The 19,475-nt window shown below is 70.8% G+C and carries 16 protein-coding genes; 14 read left to right on the top strand and 2 right to left on the bottom strand.

The annotated features are described in order from the left end of the window. The first annotated feature begins 503 nt into the window (after positions 1-503). From ACMA1D_RS15045 to ACMA1D_RS14990, 12 genes are all read left to right on the top strand, one after another. Positions 504-1,775, top strand: coding sequence for an MFS transporter (locus ACMA1D_RS15045; RefSeq protein ID WP_414724470.1), 1,272 nt, complete (start codon positions 504-506; stop codon positions 1,773-1,775). A gap of 9 nt (positions 1,776-1,784) precedes the next feature. Then, positions 1,785-3,146 (top strand): Pup--protein ligase, encoded by a 1,362-nt coding sequence (pafA, locus tag ACMA1D_RS15040; protein ID WP_414724469.1) that lies wholly within the window; start codon positions 1,785-1,787, stop codon positions 3,144-3,146. A gap of 131 nt (positions 3,147-3,277) precedes the next feature. Next, positions 3,278-4,276 (top strand): FKBP-type peptidyl-prolyl cis-trans isomerase, encoded by a 999-nt coding sequence (locus ACMA1D_RS15035; RefSeq protein ID WP_414724468.1) that lies wholly within the window; start codon positions 3,278-3,280, stop codon positions 4,274-4,276. Between the two features lie 40 nt (positions 4,277-4,316). After that, positions 4,317-4,688, top strand: a complete 372-nt coding sequence (locus ACMA1D_RS15030; RefSeq protein WP_414724467.1) for an FKBP-type peptidyl-prolyl cis-trans isomerase — start codon at positions 4,317-4,319, stop codon at positions 4,686-4,688. Between the two features lie 186 nt (positions 4,689-4,874). Further along, entirely contained in the window at positions 4,875-5,879 is a 1,005-nt protein-coding gene (locus ACMA1D_RS15025; RefSeq protein ID WP_414724466.1) for a helix-turn-helix transcriptional regulator, read from the top strand. A gap of 16 nt (positions 5,880-5,895) precedes the next feature. Continuing rightward, a complete protein-coding gene (locus ACMA1D_RS15020) occupies positions 5,896-6,849 on the top strand; it encodes a helix-turn-helix transcriptional regulator (RefSeq protein WP_414724465.1) in 954 nt (317 codons plus the stop codon). A gap of 274 nt (positions 6,850-7,123) precedes the next feature. Then, positions 7,124-7,372 (top strand): hypothetical protein, encoded by a 249-nt coding sequence (locus ACMA1D_RS15015; RefSeq protein WP_414724464.1) that lies wholly within the window; start codon positions 7,124-7,126, stop codon positions 7,370-7,372. Between the two features lie 154 nt (positions 7,373-7,526). After that, the gene (locus tag ACMA1D_RS15010) at positions 7,527-7,730 is read left to right on the top strand and encodes a hypothetical protein (protein WP_414724463.1); all 204 of its coding nucleotides are present in this window, start codon (positions 7,527-7,529) and stop codon (positions 7,728-7,730) included. 231 nt (positions 7,731-7,961) lie between these two features. After that, positions 7,962-8,261: a Sec-independent protein translocase subunit TatA gene (gene tatA, locus ACMA1D_RS15005; RefSeq protein WP_414724462.1), complete on the top strand. Its 300-nt coding sequence runs from the start codon at positions 7,962-7,964 to the stop codon at positions 8,259-8,261. Between the two features lie 63 nt (positions 8,262-8,324). Then, positions 8,325-9,302, top strand: coding sequence for a twin-arginine translocase subunit TatC (tatC, locus tag ACMA1D_RS15000; protein WP_414724461.1), 978 nt, complete (start codon positions 8,325-8,327; stop codon positions 9,300-9,302). Between the two features lie 17 nt (positions 9,303-9,319). Further along, positions 9,320-10,210 (top strand): diacylglycerol kinase, encoded by an 891-nt coding sequence (locus ACMA1D_RS14995; RefSeq protein WP_414724460.1) that lies wholly within the window; start codon positions 9,320-9,322, stop codon positions 10,208-10,210. Between the two features lie 106 nt (positions 10,211-10,316). Further along, positions 10,317-13,145, top strand: a complete 2,829-nt coding sequence (locus tag ACMA1D_RS14990) for a DEAD/DEAH box helicase (RefSeq protein ID WP_414724459.1) — start codon at positions 10,317-10,319, stop codon at positions 13,143-13,145. A 231-nt stretch (positions 13,146-13,376) separates the two neighbouring features. On the opposite strand, the gene ACMA1D_RS14985 is transcribed toward ACMA1D_RS14990, so the two are convergent. Both ACMA1D_RS14985 and ACMA1D_RS14980 read right to left on the bottom strand, forming a co-directional pair. Continuing rightward, positions 13,377-14,234, bottom strand: a complete 858-nt coding sequence (locus tag ACMA1D_RS14985; protein WP_414724458.1) for a siderophore-interacting protein — start codon at positions 14,232-14,234, stop codon at positions 13,377-13,379. Positions 14,235-14,281: 47 nt separating this feature from the next. Continuing rightward, positions 14,282-15,220, bottom strand: coding sequence for a 5'-3' exonuclease (locus tag ACMA1D_RS14980; RefSeq protein ID WP_414724534.1), 939 nt, complete (start codon positions 15,218-15,220; stop codon positions 14,282-14,284). A 259-nt stretch (positions 15,221-15,479) separates the two neighbouring features. On the opposite strand from ACMA1D_RS14980, the gene ACMA1D_RS14975 reads away from it, so the two are divergent. Together ACMA1D_RS14975 and ACMA1D_RS14970 are read left to right on the top strand one after the other, a co-directional pair. Then, positions 15,480-16,745 (top strand): quaternary amine ABC transporter ATP-binding protein, encoded by a 1,266-nt coding sequence (locus ACMA1D_RS14975; RefSeq protein WP_414724457.1) that lies wholly within the window; start codon positions 15,480-15,482, stop codon positions 16,743-16,745. Next, the gene (locus ACMA1D_RS14970; protein ID WP_414724456.1) at positions 16,738-19,353 is read left to right on the top strand and encodes an ABC transporter permease/substrate binding protein; all 2,616 of its coding nucleotides are present in this window, start codon (positions 16,738-16,740) and stop codon (positions 19,351-19,353) included. Before ACMA1D_RS14975 ends, ACMA1D_RS14970 begins: the two co-directional genes overlap by 8 nt. Positions 19,354-19,475 lie beyond the last annotated feature (122 nt).

The raw sequence follows: 19,475 nt of genomic DNA, 5'->3' as shown, positions 1-19,475 counted from the left end.
TTCATGGTCCGCCTCGCCTTGCTCTTCCGTCCCGAGTGCCGCGGTGGGTGCCGGGGCCGTAGCCCGGTCCCTGCGCGGTGCCGACCGTCGGCGGGTGCCCCGGACGCGACCACCGGCTGGCCGCCTCGGCCGCGACCTTCGGGCGGGGCCGCCTGGGGTGCCTGCCCGCGCCGACCGCCTTCGGCGACCGGGGCTGCCGACTGCCTTTGGCGCCTGCGCGCCCTGGCTGCCTTCGGCTCCCAGATCTGCCGAGCCGACCGGCCACCGCGATCGGACCCGCCGTTCGTTCGCCTCGCCTTCGGAGCCTGCCGACCGTCACCGCCGGCGGTGTCAGCGACCGCCGCTGCTGTTTGCCGGTGGCCGGCCGAGCAGCGCCGGGGCGGGCGGCCCGCCTTTCCGAGTAGACCCGCCGCCAGCGGCCATGGTACGTATGGCGGGACTTAGTTATACGTAAAACGTACGGCTTCCGGACGCTTGACGGCGCGGAGCGGAGGGAGCGGGGCATGGCCACCGGCTATGGCGAACTGCTGCGGACCAGGCACGCGGCGCGGCTGCTCGTCGGCACGCTCATCGGGCGGCTGCCCAATGCCACGGCCGCACTCGCCATCGTGCTCTTCACCCGTTCGGAGGGCGGCAGCTATGCGCTCGCCGGTGCGCTCTCCGCCGTCTACGGGGTCGGCACCGCCATCGGGCAGCCGCTTCTCGGCAGGGCCGTCGACCTCTACGGGCAGCCGCGCGTCATGCTGCCCGCCGCGGTCGTCTCGGGCCTTGGCATGGTGCTCTTCGCCGTGGTGGGTTTGGATCCGCTGCCCGTCGCGTACGGCGCGATGGTGATCGCCGGGGTGGCCACGCCGCCGTTGGAGGGCGGGCTGCGCGCGCTGTGGCCGCACGTGCTGCCGCGCGCCGACCAGGTGCACGCCGCCTACGCGCTCGACGCGGTGGCCCAGGAAGTGATGTTCTCGGTCGGGCCGCTGATGGTCACGCTGCTGGTGGCGGCCTGGTCGGAGGCGGCGGCGCTGCTGGTCATCAATGTGGTCGGGGTGCTCGGCGCGCTCTCCGTCACCGCCTCCGAGCCGTCCCGCGCCTGGCGGTCGGCGCCGCGCGAGGCGCACTGGCTCGGCGCCCTGCGCTCGCCCGGGATACGCGTCCTGATCGGCTCGTTCTTCTTCGTGGGGCTCGCGCTCGGCTCGATCGCCGTGGCGGCCGTGGCGTACGCCGACGAGCACGGCGGCGGGATGGTCTCCAGCTACCTGCTCTCCGCCCTCGGCCTCGGGGCGCTGCTCGGCGGCGTCTGGTACGGCGCGCGCACCTGGCCCGGCGCACCCGAACGGCGGCTCCAGTTCCTCGTTGCGGCGCTGGCCGTGGGGTACCTACCGCTGGCCCTGGTTCCCGGCGTGGTGCCCATGACGGCGCTGGCCGGCCTCGCCGGTGTCTTCCTGGCGCCCGCCCTGGCCTGCGCCTTCGTCGTGGTGGACCGGCATGCGCCGGCCGGCACCGTCACCGAGGCGTTCTCCTGGCTGGTCACCACCTTCGGAGTGGGCGCGGCGGTCGGAACGGCCGCCGCCGGCCCCGCCGTCGAACTGGGCGGAGTGGTGGCCGGATTCGCCGCCCCGGGCGTCGCCGGGGCCGCCGCGCTGCTGGTGCTGGTCTGCTGCCGACGCTTCCTCGCTGGTGACACCGCAGGGGCACAGGTTTCAACGGACGGTGACGCGCGGGCGGAAAATGATCGAAACGGTGCCGTCGAACCCGGTTTCAGAGCGGACCATCAGGCGTAATGTTCAGTCATGGACCGCCGCATTTTCGGGCTGGAGAACGAGTACGGCGTCACGTGCACGTTCAGGGGACAGCGCCGACTGTCGCCTGACGAAGTGGCGCGCTACCTCTTCCGCCGTGTCGTTTCCTGGGGCCGCAGCAGTAACGTCTTCCTGCGTAACGGCGCCCGCCTCTACCTTGACGTGGGCTCGCACCCGGAATACGCAACTCCCGAGTGCGACAACGTGACCGAGTTGGTCACCCATGACAAGGCCGGCGAGCGCATCCTGGAAGGCTTGCTGGTCGACGCGGAACGCCGCCTGCACGAGGAGGGAATCGCGGGCGACGTCTATCTGTTCAAAAACAACACCGATTCGGCGGGCAACTCCTACGGTTGCCACGAAAACTACCTCGTGGCCCGCCACGGGGAGTTTTCCCGGCTCGCCGATATTCTCATTCCCTTCCTCGTCACGCGACAGTTGATCTGCGGCGCAGGCAAAGTGCTGCAAACGCCGCGCGGCGCGGTGTACTGCGTCAGTCAGCGCGCCGAGCACATCTGGGAGGGCGTCAGTTCCGCCACCACCCGTTCGCGTCCGATCATCAACACCAGGGACGAGCCGCACGCCGACGCGGAGCGGTACCGCAGGCTGCACGTCATCGTGGGCGACTCCAACATGTCGGAGACGACCATGCTGCTCAAGGTCGGGGCGACCGACCTCGTGCTGCGCATGATCGAGGCGGGCACGGTGATGCGCGACCTGACCCTGGAGAACCCGATCCGCGCCATCCGCGAGGTCAGCCACGACATCACAGGTCAGCGCAAGGTGCGGCTGGCCAGTGGGCGCGAGGCGTCCGCACTCGAAGTCCAGCAGGAGTACTACGAGAAGGCCGTCGACTTCTGCGAGCGGCGCGGCATCAGGACCGGCACCGTGGAACGCGTACTGGAACTGTGGGGCCGCACGCTGGAGGCCGTGCGCACCGAGGACCTCGACCGCGTTTCCACCGAGATCGATTGGGTGATGAAATACCGGCTCATCGAGCGGTACCGAGCCAAGAACAACATCACCATGTCGCATCCGCGGGTCGCCCAGATAGACCTCGCCTACCACGACATCCACCGCCGCCGGGGGCTCTACTACCTCCTGGAGCGCAAGGGACAAGCGGCCCGGGTGTGCAACGACTTGAAGATCTTCGAGGGCAAGTCGGTGCCGCCGCAGACCACGCGGGCCAGGCTGCGTGGCGACTTCATCCGCCGGGCCCAGGAACAGCGCCGCGACTTCACCGTCGACTGGGTGCACCTCAAGCTCAATGACCAGGCACAGCGCACCGTGCTGTGCAAGGACCCGTTCCGGTCGGTGGATGACCGGGTGGAGAAGCTGATCGCCGGAATGTAACCCGGCACACCGCTACGACCGTGCCCCAGGGCACCCCGCAGGGCCTCGCCGCGTATATCGTGCGAGGCCCTGCGCACGTCGTAGAGTGGCGCCCATTGCCCCCAGCCCCTCCCGACCAATCGAGGAATTCCGTGCGCCGACGCTCCGTACTCCTCGCCGTGCCCGCCGGCCTGCTCACGCTCGCGGGCTGCGGTGACGACGAGAACAACAAGGACAAGAAGGTCAAGGCCGATAAGGCCGATACGTCGAAGTCCCCCGAGGCGCAGCCGTCAGGGAAGATCGTGACCGGGCCGCTGCCCGAGATCACCAAGGGCACGGAGTTCGGACAGAAGCCGACCGTGGCCAAGGGCCCGGGCAAGCCGTCGCCCGACCTGGCCGTCAAGACGCTCATCCCCGGGCGCGGAGAGACCGTCGTCAAGGGCGACTTCCTCCAGGTGAACTACCTCGGTCAGATCTGGAAGGACGGCAAGGTCTTCGACAACTCCTACGACCGGGGCAAGCCCGCCATCTTCCCGATCGGCATCGGGAAGGTCATCCCGGGCTGGGACCAGGCGCTGGTCGGCAAGAAGGTGAACAGCCGGGTCCAGCTCGCGGCGCCGCCCGCGCTCGGCTACGGCAGCGAGGGCAACGCCGACGCCGGCATCAAGGGCGATGACACCCTCGTCTTCGTGGTGGACATCATCGGCACCTTCAACACCAAGAGCTCGGCGAACGGCAAGGAGGTCAAGCAGGAGGACGAGGCGCTGCCGGTCGTCAGCACCAACACCGACGGCAAGGCCCCCACCATCGAGCTACCGAAGGGCAAGGCGCCGACCAAGCTGGTCTCCAACTACGTCCTGGAGGGCGACGGCGACGAGCTGAAGGAGTCGGACGCCGTCATGGTCCAGTACAAGGGCGTGCTGTGGGACGGCGGCAAGGAGTTCGACTCCAGCTACGCCAGCAAGCAGCTCGCCCAGTTCTCGCTCCAGCAGGTGGTGCCCGGCTGGACCAAGGGCCTCGCCGGCAAGAAGACCGGCAGCCGCGTGCTCATCGTCGTACCGCCGGACATGGGCTACGGAAAGCAGGCCAAGGGCGGCATCCCGGCCAACTCCACGCTGGTCTTCACCGTCGACATCCTGGCCATTCTGTAAGACTGTCCAGGTTGCCCACACCGTAAGCGAGGAGTTTTTCGTGAGCATCGACAAGCCTGAGATCGACTTCCCGGGCGGCGAGCCGCCGGCGGGCCTTGAGATCAAGGACATCTGGGAGGGCGACGGCGCTGTCGCGAAGGCCGGGGACAACGTCCGCGTCCACTACGTCGGGGTGGCCTTCAGCACCGGCGAGGAGTTCGACGCGAGCTGGAACCGCGGCACCCCGCTGGCCTTCCAGCTCGGCGCCGGCCAGGTCATCCCCGGCTGGGACCAGGGCGTGCAGGGCATGAAGGTGGGCGGCCGTCGTCAGCTCGTCATCCCGCCGCACCTGGCCTACGGCGACCGGGGCGCCGGCGGGCGCATCGCCCCCGGCGAGACGCTGATCTTCGTCTGCGACCTGGTCTCGGTCTGACCAGCCCGGCGATCCGCTCGGCCGCCGCAGCGCGGTGCGCCGAGCCGAACGCCGGTCGCCGACGGTGACCGATTCAAGGGCCCGCGCCCGGGCACCCAGCCCGGGCGCGGGCCCTCGGCTTTTCCCCGCGCTCCCGGGGGCGGTACGGTCACCGTCGTAGGAGCTGCACTGCGAGAAGAGGCATCGATGGCCATTGCCAAGGCCGAGCGGTTGATGAACCTGGCCTTGTGTCTGCTCGAAACCCGGCGCCCGCTCACCAAGCGGGAGTTGAGGTCGTCCATCGAGGCGTACCTGGAGGCCGACGCCACCGGCAGCGAAGAGGCCCTCAACCGGATGTTCGAGCGGGACAAGGACGACCTGCGCGAGCTGGGCCTGGTCATCGAGACGGTCGACGGCATCGACGGCGAGCTCGGCTACCTGGCCCGGCGCGACAGCAACCGGCTGCCCCCCATCACCCTCGACCCCGAAGAGGCCGCCGCGCTCGGCCTGGCCGCCAAGGTGTGGCAGCAGGCCCGGCTCGCCGGCGCGGCCAGCGGCGCGCTCCAGAAGCTGCGGGCCGCGGGCATGCCGCTGGCGGAGGAGCCGTACGAGAACCAGCCGCAGAGCGCACTGGAGCCGCACATCCCCGCGCACGAGGCGGCGTTCGAGCCGCTGATGCTCGCCTGCCGGGACCGCCGCCCCGTCGTCTTCGACTACCGCAAGTCCACCGCGGCCCGCCCCGAGCGGCGCACCGTCGAGCCGTGGATCTTGGAGTGCTGGCGCGGCCACTGGTACCTGGCCGGCTGGGACCGCGACCGCGCGGCCGAACGCGTCTTCCGGCTCTCCCGCATCACCGGCCGGGTGCGCTCGCGGGCCGGCGCCTTCACCGCCGAGGTCCCCGACCACGTCACGGTCCGCGAGACCGTGGAGAGCTGGGCCGGCGAGACCGCCACCGGCACCGCCCGGATCAGGCTGCGGGCCGGCCACGGCTACCCGCTGCGGGCCAAGGCGATCAGCGTCCGGCCGGCTGTGGACCCGCCGGCCGGCCAGCCGGAGGCAGCGGCGGCCGACGGCTGGGACGAGTTGGAGATTCCGTACGGGCACGGCCTCGACGCCTGGCTGGTGGAGTTCGGGCCCGACGTGGTGGTCCTGGAACCGGCCGAACTGCGGGCGGACGTGGTGGAGCGGCTGCGCGCCGTGGCCAACGGCTGAGAGGGACGGAAGACCCATGGCTACCAACGCCATCGACCAGACCCGGCGGATGCTCTCCCTGGTCACCTACCTACGCGAACGCCCCGGCGCGCACGTGAGCGACGTCGCCCGCGCCTTCGGCATCAGCGAGGACGAGCTGATCGCCGACCTGAACGTGCTGCCCATGTGCGGCACCAGCTTCCGCGGCGGGGACCTGCTCGACATAGACACCGACGGTGACCGGATCTGGTGGCACAACCCGGGCAGCGCGGAGACCGAACCGCTGCGGCTGGCGGCCGACGAGGCCACGGCGCTGCTGGTGGCCGCCCGCGCGGTGGCCACCCTGCCGGGGCTGCGCGAGGGGGACCGGCAGGCGCTGGTGCGGGCCACGGCCAAGCTGGAGGCGGCGGCCGGCGAGGCGGCCGGGGCCAGCTCCCGCCTCTCGGTCATCTTCGAATCCGAGGGCGGGGTCTTCGCCGACGTGGACCGGGCCATCGCCGAACGGCGCCGGCTGTGGCTGCGCTACTACTCGCCCGCCCGCGACGAGCTGACCGAGCGCGAGGTCGACCCGATCCGGCTGTTCGTCGTCGGGCACACCTACGTCGAGGCGTGGTGCCGGCTCTCCGAGGCGCGGCGCACCTTCCGGCTCGACCGGGTGGCCGAGATCAAGCTGCTCGACGAGGTGTCCGACCCGCCGCCGATCGAACTGCGCGACCTGTCCGCGGGGTTGGTGCAGCCGGCGGCCGAGGACCCCGAGGTGGTCATCGAGGTGACGCCGGCCGGCCGTTGGGTCGCCGAGTACTACCCGCACGACGACGCCGAGGAACTGGCCGACGGCGGCCTGCGGATCACGCTGCGCACCCCCGACCCGGGCTCGCTGCGCCGCCTCGCGCTCCGCCTCGGCAAGGACGGCCGGATCGTGGCCCCGCTGGAGCTGGCCGACAGCGCCCGGGACGCCGCGCGCAGCGCGCTGGCCGGCTACGACGCGTGAGTGCGTTACGGCAGGTGACCGCCGGGCGGCAGGTGGTGACGGCGCTGGCCGTTGCGGTGCGGATGTCCGGGGCGTACGGGGCGAAAGGGAACGCGGTGGATGCACGGTGGCCGTCCCGCGTGATCGGATGGGCGCCGCCCACGGCGGTGGCGTCCTGCGGGCCCGGGCGCACGCGGGCGGTGGCGGCCGGGGACCGGGTGCGGGGCCGGCGCGCGGCGGACGCGGGGCCGGTGCGCGGGCGGTGCAGTGGACGTACGTCGAGTGGAGGGCACAGATGACGACGCGGACGACACGGCGAGCCACCCCGGTGGTCTTCAAGGCCGCCTGCCCGCAGTGCCGGAGCAGTTTCGAGCTCCCGGCGGACGCCCTGCGGCTGGTGGTCGGCGGCACCAGCCGCACCACCTTCTACTCCTTCACCTGCCCGGACTGCGCCAGCGCGGTCCGCAAGCCGGCGGGCGAGCGGATCGTGGAGCTGCTGATCGGCGGCGGGGTCAGCACGTTGCGGCTGCACTCCACGCTCTGAACCCGGTGCCCGGCCCGGCCGAGCGGGCGGCCGGCGGCCCGGGGGGTTGCCGGGGTGCGGCTGGCTGTGGGGGTGCGGGCGGCCGGTGGAGTACGGGGGCGTCGGCGTACGGGTGGTTGCCGGGGTGCGGGCGGCGCCGGGTAAGTTGCCTCCCATGTTCTGGCCGATGTGTGCTCTCGCCCTTGCCTTTTCCGGGCTCGTCGTTCTCGCCTTCGCCGCGGCGCGGGTGTACCGGGAGGTCCGTCGGCTGGCACGGCAGGTGGGGGAGAGCTCGGAGCGCATCACGCGGGCCGCGCAAGACCTGGAACGAGCCACCGGACCACTGGCCGCACAGGTCGACGGATGGCGCCGGCGCTGAACGCCGTTGGCGTTTTCGCAGTTCAGGCGCTCTCCTCTGGGGAACAAGTGAGCGGTACGCTATGTGGCGCGGCCCTGGAATCGAGGCCCGGGGACGCAATCGGGAGTACGCCCGGGCATTGCCACCCGTTTACCCCGCCGCGTTACGATCGCTGCCACAACGGCTGCCGGACTCCCGCGTCCGACCGGTCGGACAGCCACCCCCAGCCGCCTCGGTGAGAAGGTAAATCTTATGTTCGGTGGAAAGATCGGTGCTCCCGAGATCATCCTCATTCTTGTCGTCGTCATCCTGCTCTTTGGCGCGAAGAAGCTCCCGGACATGGCGCGTTCGCTCGGCAAGTCCGCGCGCATCCTGAAGAGCGAGGCGAAGGCGATGAAGTCGGAGGGCAAGCAGCCCGCCCCGGCCGAGCCCGCGCACCCCGAGGAGAAGGCCGACCAGGCCGGTGGGCACCGCACCATCCAGGCGGCGCCGGGCGACGTGAGCAGCTCCCGCCCGGTGAACGAGCCGAGCGACCGTACGACACAGCGCTAAATCCAGGGCCGACTGGGGCGGTGGCCGAGGGCCGCCGCCTGCCGCACGAGATGAGGACGTGGGTTGCTCAAGCCTGCCCGCAAGAAGGAGAAGGACCCAGAGGGGCGGATGCCTCTCGCGGAGCACCTGCGTGAATTGCGCAATCGGCTCCTCAAAGCGGTCCTGGCGATCTGTCTGGTGACGGCCGTCGCGCTGTTCTACTACAAGGACATCGTCGACTTTTTGATGAAGCCGGTATTGGACTCGGTGGGATGTGGCGGACTTTCCGTCTCCGACCTGGAGGCCAAGGACGGCAACCAGAAGTGCGCCTACTTCACCGTGAACGGCCTGCTGTCGCCGTTCACGATCATGTTGAAGGTCTCCTTCATGACCGGCCTGGTGCTCTCCACGCCGATCTGGCTCTACCAGTTGTGGGCGTTCCTCGCGCCCGGCCTGCACAAGCAGGAGAAGAAGTACTCGATGGCCTTCGTGGCCGCCGGGGTGCCGCTCTTCGTGGGCGGTGGCTTCTTCGCGTACGCGATCCTTCCCACCACCGCCGAGGTGCTGCTCGACTTCACCCCGGACGGTGCCGACAACCTGCTGCCGCTCGATGACTTCATCGACCTGCTGACCCGCATGGTGGTCGTCTTCGGCCTCGCCTTCGAGTTGCCGCTGGTGCTCGTGCTGCTCAACTTCGGCGGCGTGGTCACCGGGCGCCGGATGTTGGGCTGGTGGCGGGGGATGATCATGGGCATCACCGTCTTCGGTGCCCTGGCCACCCCGAGCACCGACCCGGTGGGCATGTTCGCGCTGGCCGGCCCGGTCACCCTGCTCTACTTCCTGGCCGTCGGCGTCTCGATGATCAACGACCGGCGCAAGGCGAAGCGGCGGGCCAACGATCCGGACTTCGGCATCGATGACGACGAGGCGTCCCAGGGCCACGTACCCGAATCGCTCGACGACGTCGAGCCGATCTCGGCGGGCCGCGGGTCCGGCGATGCGGACGACGGCCCGCAGGACCGGAATACGGACCGGCGCAACGGCTACGACGACTTCACTTAACCCGGTAGATTCCGTTCGTGACCAGCGACATCACTCTCTTCGTCAATCCCACGGCGGGCCGCGGTCGCGGCGCACGGGCCGCCCAGCCGGCCGCACGGGTGCTCCGCGACGCGGGGTTCCGGGTGCGGACCGTGCTGGGCAGCGACGCCGCTGACGCGCTGCGGCGGGCCAGGGCGGCGGTCGCCGGCGGCACCGGGGCGCTGGTGGCCGTGGGGGGTGACGGCCTGGTCTCGCTCGCGCTCCAGGCCGTGGTCGGCACCGGTACCCCGCTCGGGGTGGTGGCGGTGGGCACCGGGAACGACTTCGCGCAGGCCGCCGGGTTGCCGGTGCGCGACCCGGACGGCGCGGCCCGCCTGATCGCCGCCGCGCTCAAGTCCGACGGCGGCCGGCCGGTGGACGTCGGTTCCGCCGGCGGCAGCTACTTCGGCACGGTGCTCGCCTCCGGCTTCGACTCGCGCGTCAACGACCGGGGCAACCGGATGCGCTGGCCCTCCGGCCGGTTCCGCTACGACCTGGCGATGCTGGCCGAACTGGCCGCACTGCGCACCGTCCGGTACCGGATGCGCCTGGACGACGGGCCGGAGACCGAGGTGGAGGCGACGCTGATCGCGGTCGGCAACGGCTCCTCGTACGGCGGCGGGATGCGGATATGCGCCGGGGCCCGGCTGGACGACGGTCTCTTCGACGTCACGGTCGTCGGCCCCTGCTCGCGGCGGACCCTGCTGCGCGTCTTCCCGCGGGTCTACCGGGGCACCCACCTCCGCCATCCGGCGGTGACCGTGCACCGGGTGGCCAAGATCTCCCTCGCGGCGCCCGGGCTCACCGGGTACGCGGACGGCGAGCCGCTGGGCCCGCTGCCCCTGACGGCCGAGACCGTGCCCGGGGCGGTGCGGCTGCTGGGCGGCTGATCCCCGGCCGGCCCGTGCGCGGCGTGACGGCACGGGTCGTCCCTCGCCAGGTGCTGGTAAAAGATCGAGTGCGTTGTCAGAGGTCGCCGGTAGGCTCGTACGTACGATGACCGACGAGCTCTCTCCCGCCGAGCGATACGCCCAGGCCCGCCTCCGGGCGGCCGACCAGGCCACGGCGCTCGCTCCGTTCCGCGAGATGTACGAATTCGACCTCGATCCCTTCCAGATCGAGGCCTGCAAGGCACTCGAATCCGGTAAGGGCGTGCTGGTCGCCGCCCCCACCGGCTCGGGCAAGACGATCGTGGGCGAGTTCGCCGTCCACCTGGCCCTGACCCGGGGCCGCAAGTGCTTCTACACCACCCCGATCAAGGCGCTGTCGAACCAGAAGTTCGGCGACCTCGTGGCGCGCTACGGCGCCGAGAAGGTCGGCCTGCTGACCGGCGACAACAGCGTGAACTCCGACGCGCCGGTGGTCGTGATGACCACCGAGGTGCTGCGGAACATGCTCTACGCGGGCTCCCGCTCGCTCGACGGCCTCGGCTACGTGGTCATGGACGAGGTGCACTACCTCTCCGACCGGTTCCGCGGCGCCGTCTGGGAAGAAGTCATCATCCACCTGCCGGAGTCCGTGACACTGGTGTCACTGTCCGCGACGGTCTCCAACGCCGAAGAGTTCGGCGATTGGCTGGATACCGTCCGCGGTGACACCCAGGTGATCGTCTCCGAGCACCGGCCGGTGCCGCTGTGGCAGCACGTGCTGGCCGGCCGCCGGATATACGACCTCTTCGAGGAGAAGGACAGCCCCGAGGGCGCGCCCGGGGCCGGTCGCCGCGAGGTCAACCCGGATCTGGTGCGGCTGGCCCGGATGGAGAACAGCCGGCCCAGCTTCGGCCGCGACAAACGGCGCGGCAAGGTCATGCGCGAGGCCGACCGGGAGCGCGAGCGCCGGCAGCGCAGCCGGATCTGGACGCCGAGCCGGGCCGAGGTGATCGACCGGCTGGACGCCGAGGGGCTGCTGCCCGCGATCACGTTCATCTTCAGCCGCGCGGGTTGCGAGGCCGCCGTCCAGCAGTGCCTGTTCGCCGGGCTCCGGCTCAACGACGAGGAGGCGCGGGCCCGGGTGCGGACCATCGTGGAGGAGCGCACGGCCTCCATCCCCGACGAAGACCTCCACGTCCTCGGCTACTTCGAGTGGCTTGAGGGCCTGGAGCGCGGGATCGCCGCGCACCACGCCGGCATGTTGCCGACCTTCAAGGAGGTCGTTGAGGAACTCTTCGTCAAGGGCCTGGTCAAGGCGGTCTTCGCGACCGAGACCCTGGCGCTCGGCATCAACATGCCGGCCCGCTCGGTGGTGTTGGAGAAGCTGGTCAAGTGGAACGGCGAACAGCACGCCGACATCACCCCCGGTGAGTACACGCAGCTCACCGGGCGGGCCGGGCGGCGGGGCATCGACGTCGAGGGCCATGCTGTGGTGCTGTGGCAGCGCGCCATGGACCCGGTGGCGCTCGCCGGGCTCGCCGGCACCCGCACCTATCCGCTGCGCTCCTCCTTCCGCCCCTCGTACAACATGGCCGTCAACCTGGTCGCGCAGTTCGGGCGGCACCGCTCGCGCGAGCTGTTGGAGACCTCGTTCGCCCAGTTCCAGGCGGACAAGGCGGTCGTGGGCATCTCCCGGCAGGTGCAGCGCAACGAGGAGGGGCTGGCGGGTTACCGCGCCTCGATGACCTGTCACCTCGGCGACTTCGACGCGTACTCCCGGCTGCGCCGCGAGCTCAGCGACCGGGAGACGGAGCTGGCCAAGCAGGGGGCCGCGCAGCGGCGTGCCGCGGCGGCCACGGCGCTGGAGAAGCTGAAGACCGGTGACGTGATCCACGTGCCGGCGGGCAAGTACGCCGGGCTCGCGCTGGTGCTCGACCCCGGGCTGCCGGCCGGGCGGACCAACGGCCACCGCGGCTTTGAACACCACGACGGGCCGCGGCCGTTGGTGCTCACGGCGGAGCGGCAGGTCAAGCGGCTGGCCGCGATGGACTTCCCGGTGCCGGTGGAGGCGCTGGACCGGATGCGCATCCCCAAGTCGTTCAACGCGCGCAGCCCGCAGTCCCGCCGCGACCTGGCCTCCGCGCTGCGTACCAAGGCGGGCCACCACGAGCCGCACCGGCGGCGCAAGGAGCGGGCGGCGGCGGCCGACGACACCGAGATCGCCCGGCTGCGTGCGGAGATCAGGGCGCATCCCTGCCACGGCTGCGCGGAGCGTGAGGACCACGCGCGGTGGGCCGAGCGCTATCACCGGCTCCAGCGGGACACCCGGCAGCTCGAACGCCGCATCGAGGGCCGTACGAACACCATCGCGCGCACCTTCGACCGCATCTGCGCACTCCTGACGGAGCTGGGCTACTTGCAGGACGAGGAAGTGACCGAGGACGGGCGGCGGCTGGCGCGGTTGTACGGCGAGCTCGACCTGTTGGCCAGCGAGTGCCTGCGGGACGGTGTCTGGGAGGGGCTCAAGCCGGCCGAGCTGGCGGCCTGTGCCTCGGCGCTGGTGTACGAGGCGCGGGCGGCGGACGACGTGGCGGCGCCCAAGGTGCCGACCGGGGCGTCGAAGCAGGCGCTGGCGGAGATGGTGCGGATCTGGGGCCGGCTGGACGCCCTGGAGGAGGACCACAAGATCAGCCAGGCGGAGGGTGTCGGCCAGCGCGAACCGGATCTGGGCTTCGCTTGGGCGGCCTACCGTTGGGCGTCCGGGCACGGCCTGGACGACGTGTTGCGCGAGGTGGAGATGCCGGCCGGCGACTTCGTGCGCTGGTGCAAGCAGCTCATCGACGTGCTGGGCCAGATAGCGGTGGCCGCGCCTGCGGAGGGCACGGTCCCGCGCAATGCACGCCGGGCAGTCGACGGGCTGCTGCGCGGGGTCGTGGCCTACTCGTCGGTCGGCTGACGTCTAGCAGGGCGTGGCGTTAGCAGGGCGTGGCGTGGCCGGGCAGTCGGGCCACGCCACGGCCACGCGGGAGACGCGAGGATCGCGGGAATCGCTGACGGCGCGGGAACTCGGCACCACGCAGGAACTGCGGAGACCGAGGGTCGCGGGGGAGGCGGGAGGGCCTCGGGGAGCCGGGTCGGGCCGGCCGCCGGCACGCCGCGTGGCGGGGTGCCCGGGGCCGGCGCCGAGTCAGCCGGCCGTCGTGTTCTGCTCCTGCTCCGCCTCGACCTGCGCGTTCCACTCGCGCTTGGACGCCTGCCAGCCGTCCTCGTTGTGGCCGAGCCGCCAGTAGCCCGAGATGGACAGTCGCTCGCGGGGGATCTGGTGCTCGATGCGCAGGTGGCGGCGGAGTTCCTTGACGAAGCCCGCCTCGCCGTGGACGAAGGCGTGCACCTCACCGGCCGGAAAGCTGAGCGCCTGGACGGCCTCGGTGAGCTTGGCGCCGACCCGGGCGTCGTCCCGGTAGAGCCAGTTCACCGTGACGCCGGGCGCATCGGCGAGCGGCTGGTGCTCGCTCTCGTCCGCCACCTCGACGTAGACGTGGGCGTTCGCCCCGCCGCTGGCGGCGAGCCGGTCCACGGCCGCCGCGATGGCCGGCAGCGCGCTCTCGTCGCCCACCAGCAGGTGCCAGTCGGCATCGGGCGCGGGCGCGTAGGCGCCACCGGGGCCGAGGAAGTAGATCTCCTCGCCCGGCTTGACGCTGCTGGCCCACGGGCCGGCCACGCCCTCGTCGCCGTGCACCACGAAGTCGATGGTCACCTCGCCCTTGGCCGGGTCCCAACTCCGTACGGTGTAGGTGCGGGTGACCGGCCACTGGTCGCGCGGCAGTTCGGCACGGATCTGCTGGATGTCGAAGGGCTCGGGGTAGCTGACGCCCTCTATCGGGAAGAGCAACTTGACGTAGTGGTCGGTCCACTCGCCCGCGCTGAAGTTCGCTAGCCCCTCACCGCCGAGCACCACGCGGACCATGTGGGGCGTGAGCTGCTCGGTGCGGCTCACGCGGCCCCGGTGGAGCTGCGGCTGCTTACGGACCGGACGTTCTGTCACGGTTCCTCCACTTTAAGAGAGAAGTTAGGTTTACCTAACCTAACAGCTCAGGCTTCGAGTGTGGAGATCACCCGGTGCAGTGAGCTGCCCAGGCCCCAGCGTTCGGCCAACTTTTCCAGGGCCGTGGGATCGTGCGGAGTCCTGGGTAGGGCGGGGTCGAACGGCGGCAGTGGCACGTCGGTGGCGACCCGTACGACACGGGGTGCGACGGCGACGTACTCCCGGGCCTCGATCAGCCGCTTGCGCTGGGCCGGGGTGATCTTGGAGGCGGGGTCGGCCGCCGCTGCCATGATGCCGGCCAGGTCGCCGTGGGCGGCGAGCAGCTTGGCGGCCGTCTTCTCGCCGATGCCCGGTACGCCCGGCAGGCCGTCGCTGGGGTCGCCGCGCAGCAGGGCCAGGTCCGCGTAGCCGGAGCCGTCCACGCCGTACTTCTCGCGCAGCCACGGTTCGTCCACGATCTGGAGGGTGCCCACGCCCTTGATCGGGTAGAGCACGCGCGCCGCGCGGTCGTCGCTGACGAGTTGGTAGAGGTCGCGGTCGCCGGTGACGATGTCGACCGGGCCGCACGCCGCGGTCGCCAGGGTGCCGATCACGTCGTCCGCCTCGTAGCCGGCCACGCCGACCCGGGCGATGCCCAGCGCGTCCAGCACCTCCTCGATCACCGGGACCTGCGGCGCGAGGGTGTCGGGGACCTCCTCGGCGTAGTCGCCGGTGTGCGGGGCGTGCTCGTCGGCCGCCAGCGGCGCGGCGGGTTCGTCGGCGACCCGGTGCGCCTTGTAGGAGGGGATGAGCTCGACCCGCCACTGGGGCCGCCAGTCGGCGTCCATGCAGGCGACGAGCTCGTCGGGGCGGTGGTCCTGGACGAGTCGGGCGATGAAGTCGAGCAGCCCCCGCACCGCGTTGACGGGCGTGCCGTCCGGGGCGCGGACCGAGTCGGGCACGCCGAAGTAGGCGCGGAAGTACAGCGAGGCGGTGTCGAGGAGCATCAGGCGTCGGGTCACGGGACCGATCATGCCGCACCCGGCAAACCTGAGCGGAATGTGAGCTGGGCCACGAAGGGGTTTGCCTTCGGGGGGTCGGGGCAGGCGCGGTCCCGGAGCGGACCCTGTAGCGCATTCAACTATTGCATTGGGCATCTGGGCAGCCGGGCCGAAACCGCCCGCTCCACGACCTGACCTCCCGCTCCGGCGGGAAGCCCCTCGGCGGGGCCCGGGTCGTTATGTGACTTCGACCCGAGAGGTGTATGTGTCCAGGCTGCGAGCCGAGCACTTGTACATGGTCTTCGGTAGGCGACCGAAGGCGGCCGTGACGGCCCTTGAAGGCGGCGCGAGCCGCGAGGAGCTGCGCTCCCAGGGGACCACGGCGGCCGTCATCGACGCCTCGTTCTCCGTTGAGGCGGGCCAGATATTCGTCGTCATGGGGCTCTCCGGGTCGGGCAAGTCGACCCTGCTCCGGATGCTCAACGGCCTCCTTGAACCGACCGCGGGGCGCGTGAGCTACGACGGGCAGGACCTGACCGAACTGGGCGCGCGCGAACTGCGCGAGGTGCGCTCGCGGAAGATCAGCATGGTCTTCCAGCACTTCGCGCTGTTCCCGCACCGCAGCGTCCTGGAGAACGCCGCGTACGGGCTTGAGGTGCAGGGCGTGCCGAAGGCGGCTCGGGAGGAGCGCGCCAAGGAGGCCCTGGAACTCGCCGGCCTCGCCGGGTGGGAGAACTCCTGGCCCGACGAGCTGTCCGGCGGCATGCAGCAGCGCGTGGGGCTGGCCCGCGCGCTGGCCACCGACGCCGACCTGTTGCTGATGGACGAGTCCTTCAGCGCGCTCGACCCGCTGATCCGGCGCGACATGCAGGACCAGCTCCTGGAACTCCAGAAGCGGTTGAAGAAGACCATCGTCTTCATCACCCACGACCTCAACGAGGCGATGCGCCTCGGCGACCAGATAGCCGTCATGCGCGACGGGCGGATCGTGCAGATCGGCACCGCGCGCGACATCCTGGTCACCCCCGCCAACGACTACGTGGCCTCCTTCACCCAGGACGTGGACCGCACCCGGGTGCTCACGGCCGGCGCCATCATGGCCGACCCGGCCAGCGCGCTGACGCCCGGCGAGGGCGGCACGCCCCGTACCGCACGCGAGGTGCTGGCCGCCGCGCCGGCCATCGTGACCGTCGACACCCCCATCGTCGAGCTGTTCGTCCCCTGCTCGGCCAGTTCCGAGCCGATCGCGGTGGTCGACGAGGCCGGCGAGCTGATCGGCGTGGTGCCGGCCGCCCGGCTGCTGGCCGTGCTCGGCGAGCCCACCCGGTCCACCGAACCCGCCTCGCCGGGCCTGACCAAGGACGAGCAGGGCGGACCGGGCGCGAACGCTGCACCGGGCGCCGGGGGCGGACAGGGCGCCGGGGGCGCCAAGGACCCGCAAGACCAGAAGGACCAGCAAGACGTGGCAGTGAAGACCGGCGACGGCGCGGACAAGGGCACGGCCGGGGGCAAGGTGACCGCGGGTGCCTAGGCTCAACATCGGCAAGTGGATCGACTCGGGGATCACCTACCTGCGGGAACACCTCGACTGGCTCTTCGACTTCATCGCCAAGGTCGTCGACGGCATGTACCAGGGCCTGCACGACGTGCTGGCGGCGCCCGAACCGCTGCTGTTCGCGGGCATCCTGGCGGTCATCGCCTGGTGGCTGCGCGGGGTCGTCGCGGGCGTGGTGGCCTTCGCCGGGTTCGCCCTGATCGACTCGATCCAGCAGTGGGACGAGGCGATGGAGACGCTGGCGCTGGTGCTGGTCGCCGGCTTCATCACCATCGTCCTGGCGGTGCCGCTGGGCATCTGGGCGGCGCGCAACCGCGTGGTGAGCGCGGTGCTGCGACCGGTCCTCGACTTCATGCAGACGATGCCCGCCTTCGTCTACCTGATCCCCGGCATCTTCTTCTTCGGCGTGGGTGTGGTGCCCGGCGCCATCGCCACCGTCGTCTTCGCCATGCCGCCCAGCGTGCGCATGACGGAACTCGGCATCCGGCAGGTGGACGAGGAACTGGTGGAGGCGGCCGACGCGTTCGGCACCAGCCCGCGCCGCACCCTGTTCCGGGTGCAGCTCCCGCTGGCCCTGCCGACCATCATGGCCGGCGTCAACCAGGCCATCATGCTGGCCCTGTCCATGGTCGTCATCTCCGGCATGGTCGGCGGCGGCGGGCTCGGCTCCTCCGTCTTCGAGGCGATCAGCTCGGTGGACGTGGCGCTCGGCTTCGAGGGCGGCCTCGCGGTCGTCATCCTCGCCATGTACCTGGACCGGATGACCGGTGCGCTCGGCGAGCGGGTCTCGCCGCTGGGCCGCCGCGCCATCGCCAAGCGCAACGCCAACGCCACGCACGGCCTGCGCGTCCTCCAGTGGCGCCCGGCGACCTCGCTCGCCACCGTCGGCGTGGTCGTGCTCGCCCTGGTCGCCGGCGGCCTCAACGTCTTCGGCGACGACGACGAGGGCCGCCAGGTCACCGCGGACGTCGGCAAGGGCCGCTCGGTCAACATCGGCTACATCAACTGGGACGAGGGCGTCGCCTCCACCTACCTGTGGAAGGAGGTCCTGGAGCAGCGCGGCTTCAAGCCGAAGACCCAGTCGTACGAGGTGGGCGCGCTCTACACCGGCATGGCCGCGGGCGACATCGACGTACAGACCAACTCCTGGCTGCCGGTGACGCACGAGTCGTACTGGAAGAGCTACCAGGACAAGCTGGATGACCTCGGCGCCTGGTACGGGCCGACGTCGCTGGAGATCGCCGTGCCCTCCTACGTCAAGGGCGTCAAGACGCTGGCGGACCTCAAGGGCAAGGCCGGCACCTTCGACGGGAAGCTCATCGGCATCGAGCCCGGCGCGGGCGAGATGAAGCTGCTCAAGGAGAAGGTGCTGCCCGGCTACGGGCTCGACAAGGAGTACAAGCTGATCAGCGGCTCGACCGCCGGGATGCTCTCGCAACTGGAGCGCTCCTACGCCAAGCAGGAGCCGGTCGCGGTCGCGCTCTGGTCGCCGCACTGGGCCTACAGCAAGTACCAGATGACCAAGCTGGCCGACCCCAAGGGCGCGTTCGGCTCGGGCGACGGCATCCACCTGCTGGCGCGCAAGGGCTTCGCGCAGAAGGAGCCGCAGGTCGCCCAGTGGATGAAGGACTTCAAGCTCGACGAGAAGCAGCTCACCACGCTGGAGCAGGAGATCCAGGAGGCCGGCAAGGGCAACCAGCAGCAGGGCGTGCGCGCCTGGCTGGAGAAGAACCCCGGCATGGTCGACAAGATCGCCCCGGTCGACGGCGCCGAGGCCAAGGGCAAGGACGCCGGCGCCGCGCCGCGGATCGGCTACTTCCCGTGGGACGAGGACGTCGCCACCACCTTCCTGTGGAAGAACGTCCTGGAACGCCGCGGATACCAGCCGAAGGTCAAGCAGTACGACGTCGGCTCGATGTTCACCGGAATGGCAGCCGGGCAGATCGACGTCGAATTCGACGGCTGGCTGCCGGTCGCGCAGAAGCAGTACTGGGACAAGTACAAGAAGGACCTCGTCGACATCGGCGCCTGGTACGACAAGACCTCCCTCGAACTGGCCGTGCCCTCCTACGTGAAGGACGTGAAGTCGCTCGCCGACCTCAAGGGCAAGTCGAAGAAGTTCAAGGGCAAGATCGTCGGCATCGAGCCGGGCACCGGTGAGATGAAGCTGCTGAAGGACAAGGTGCTGCCGGCCTACGGCCTGGACGGGGAGTACGAGGTCACCGACGCGGGCTCGCCCGCGATGCTGGCCGAGTTGGAGCGCGCGTACAAGAAGCGCGAGCCGATCGTGGCCGTGCTCTGGTCGCCGCACTGGGCCTACAGCAAGTACGAGTTGACGAAGCTCGCCGACCCGAAGAAGGCGTTCGGCGAGAACAACCAACTGCATTCGCTCGGCCACAAGTCCTTTCCGAAGAAATACCCGGAGTTCTACGGGTGGCTGAAGAACTGGCACATGACCGAGGAGGAACTCGGCAGCCTTGAGGCGGCCATTCAGGACGCCGGCAAGGGCAAGGTCGAAGAAGGCGTCCAGAAGTGGATGGACGCCCACCCCGGAATCGTGGACAAGATGGCTCCGGTCGCCTGACCCACACGGTCCAACCCGGTCCCGCGGCACGGCCGCTCACCAGGCGGCCCGGCGCCGGCAGCGCATCGCGCGCGGCCGGCGCCGGCGCCGCACCGCCGCGGGGCACCCCACGCCGCCGTGGC

The organism is Streptomyces sp. 796.1, assembly GCF_047525675.1.
GTDB lineage: Bacteria > Actinomycetota > Actinomycetes > Streptomycetales > Streptomycetaceae > Streptomyces.
This window is presented reverse-complemented; position numbering and strand designations above follow the sequence as displayed.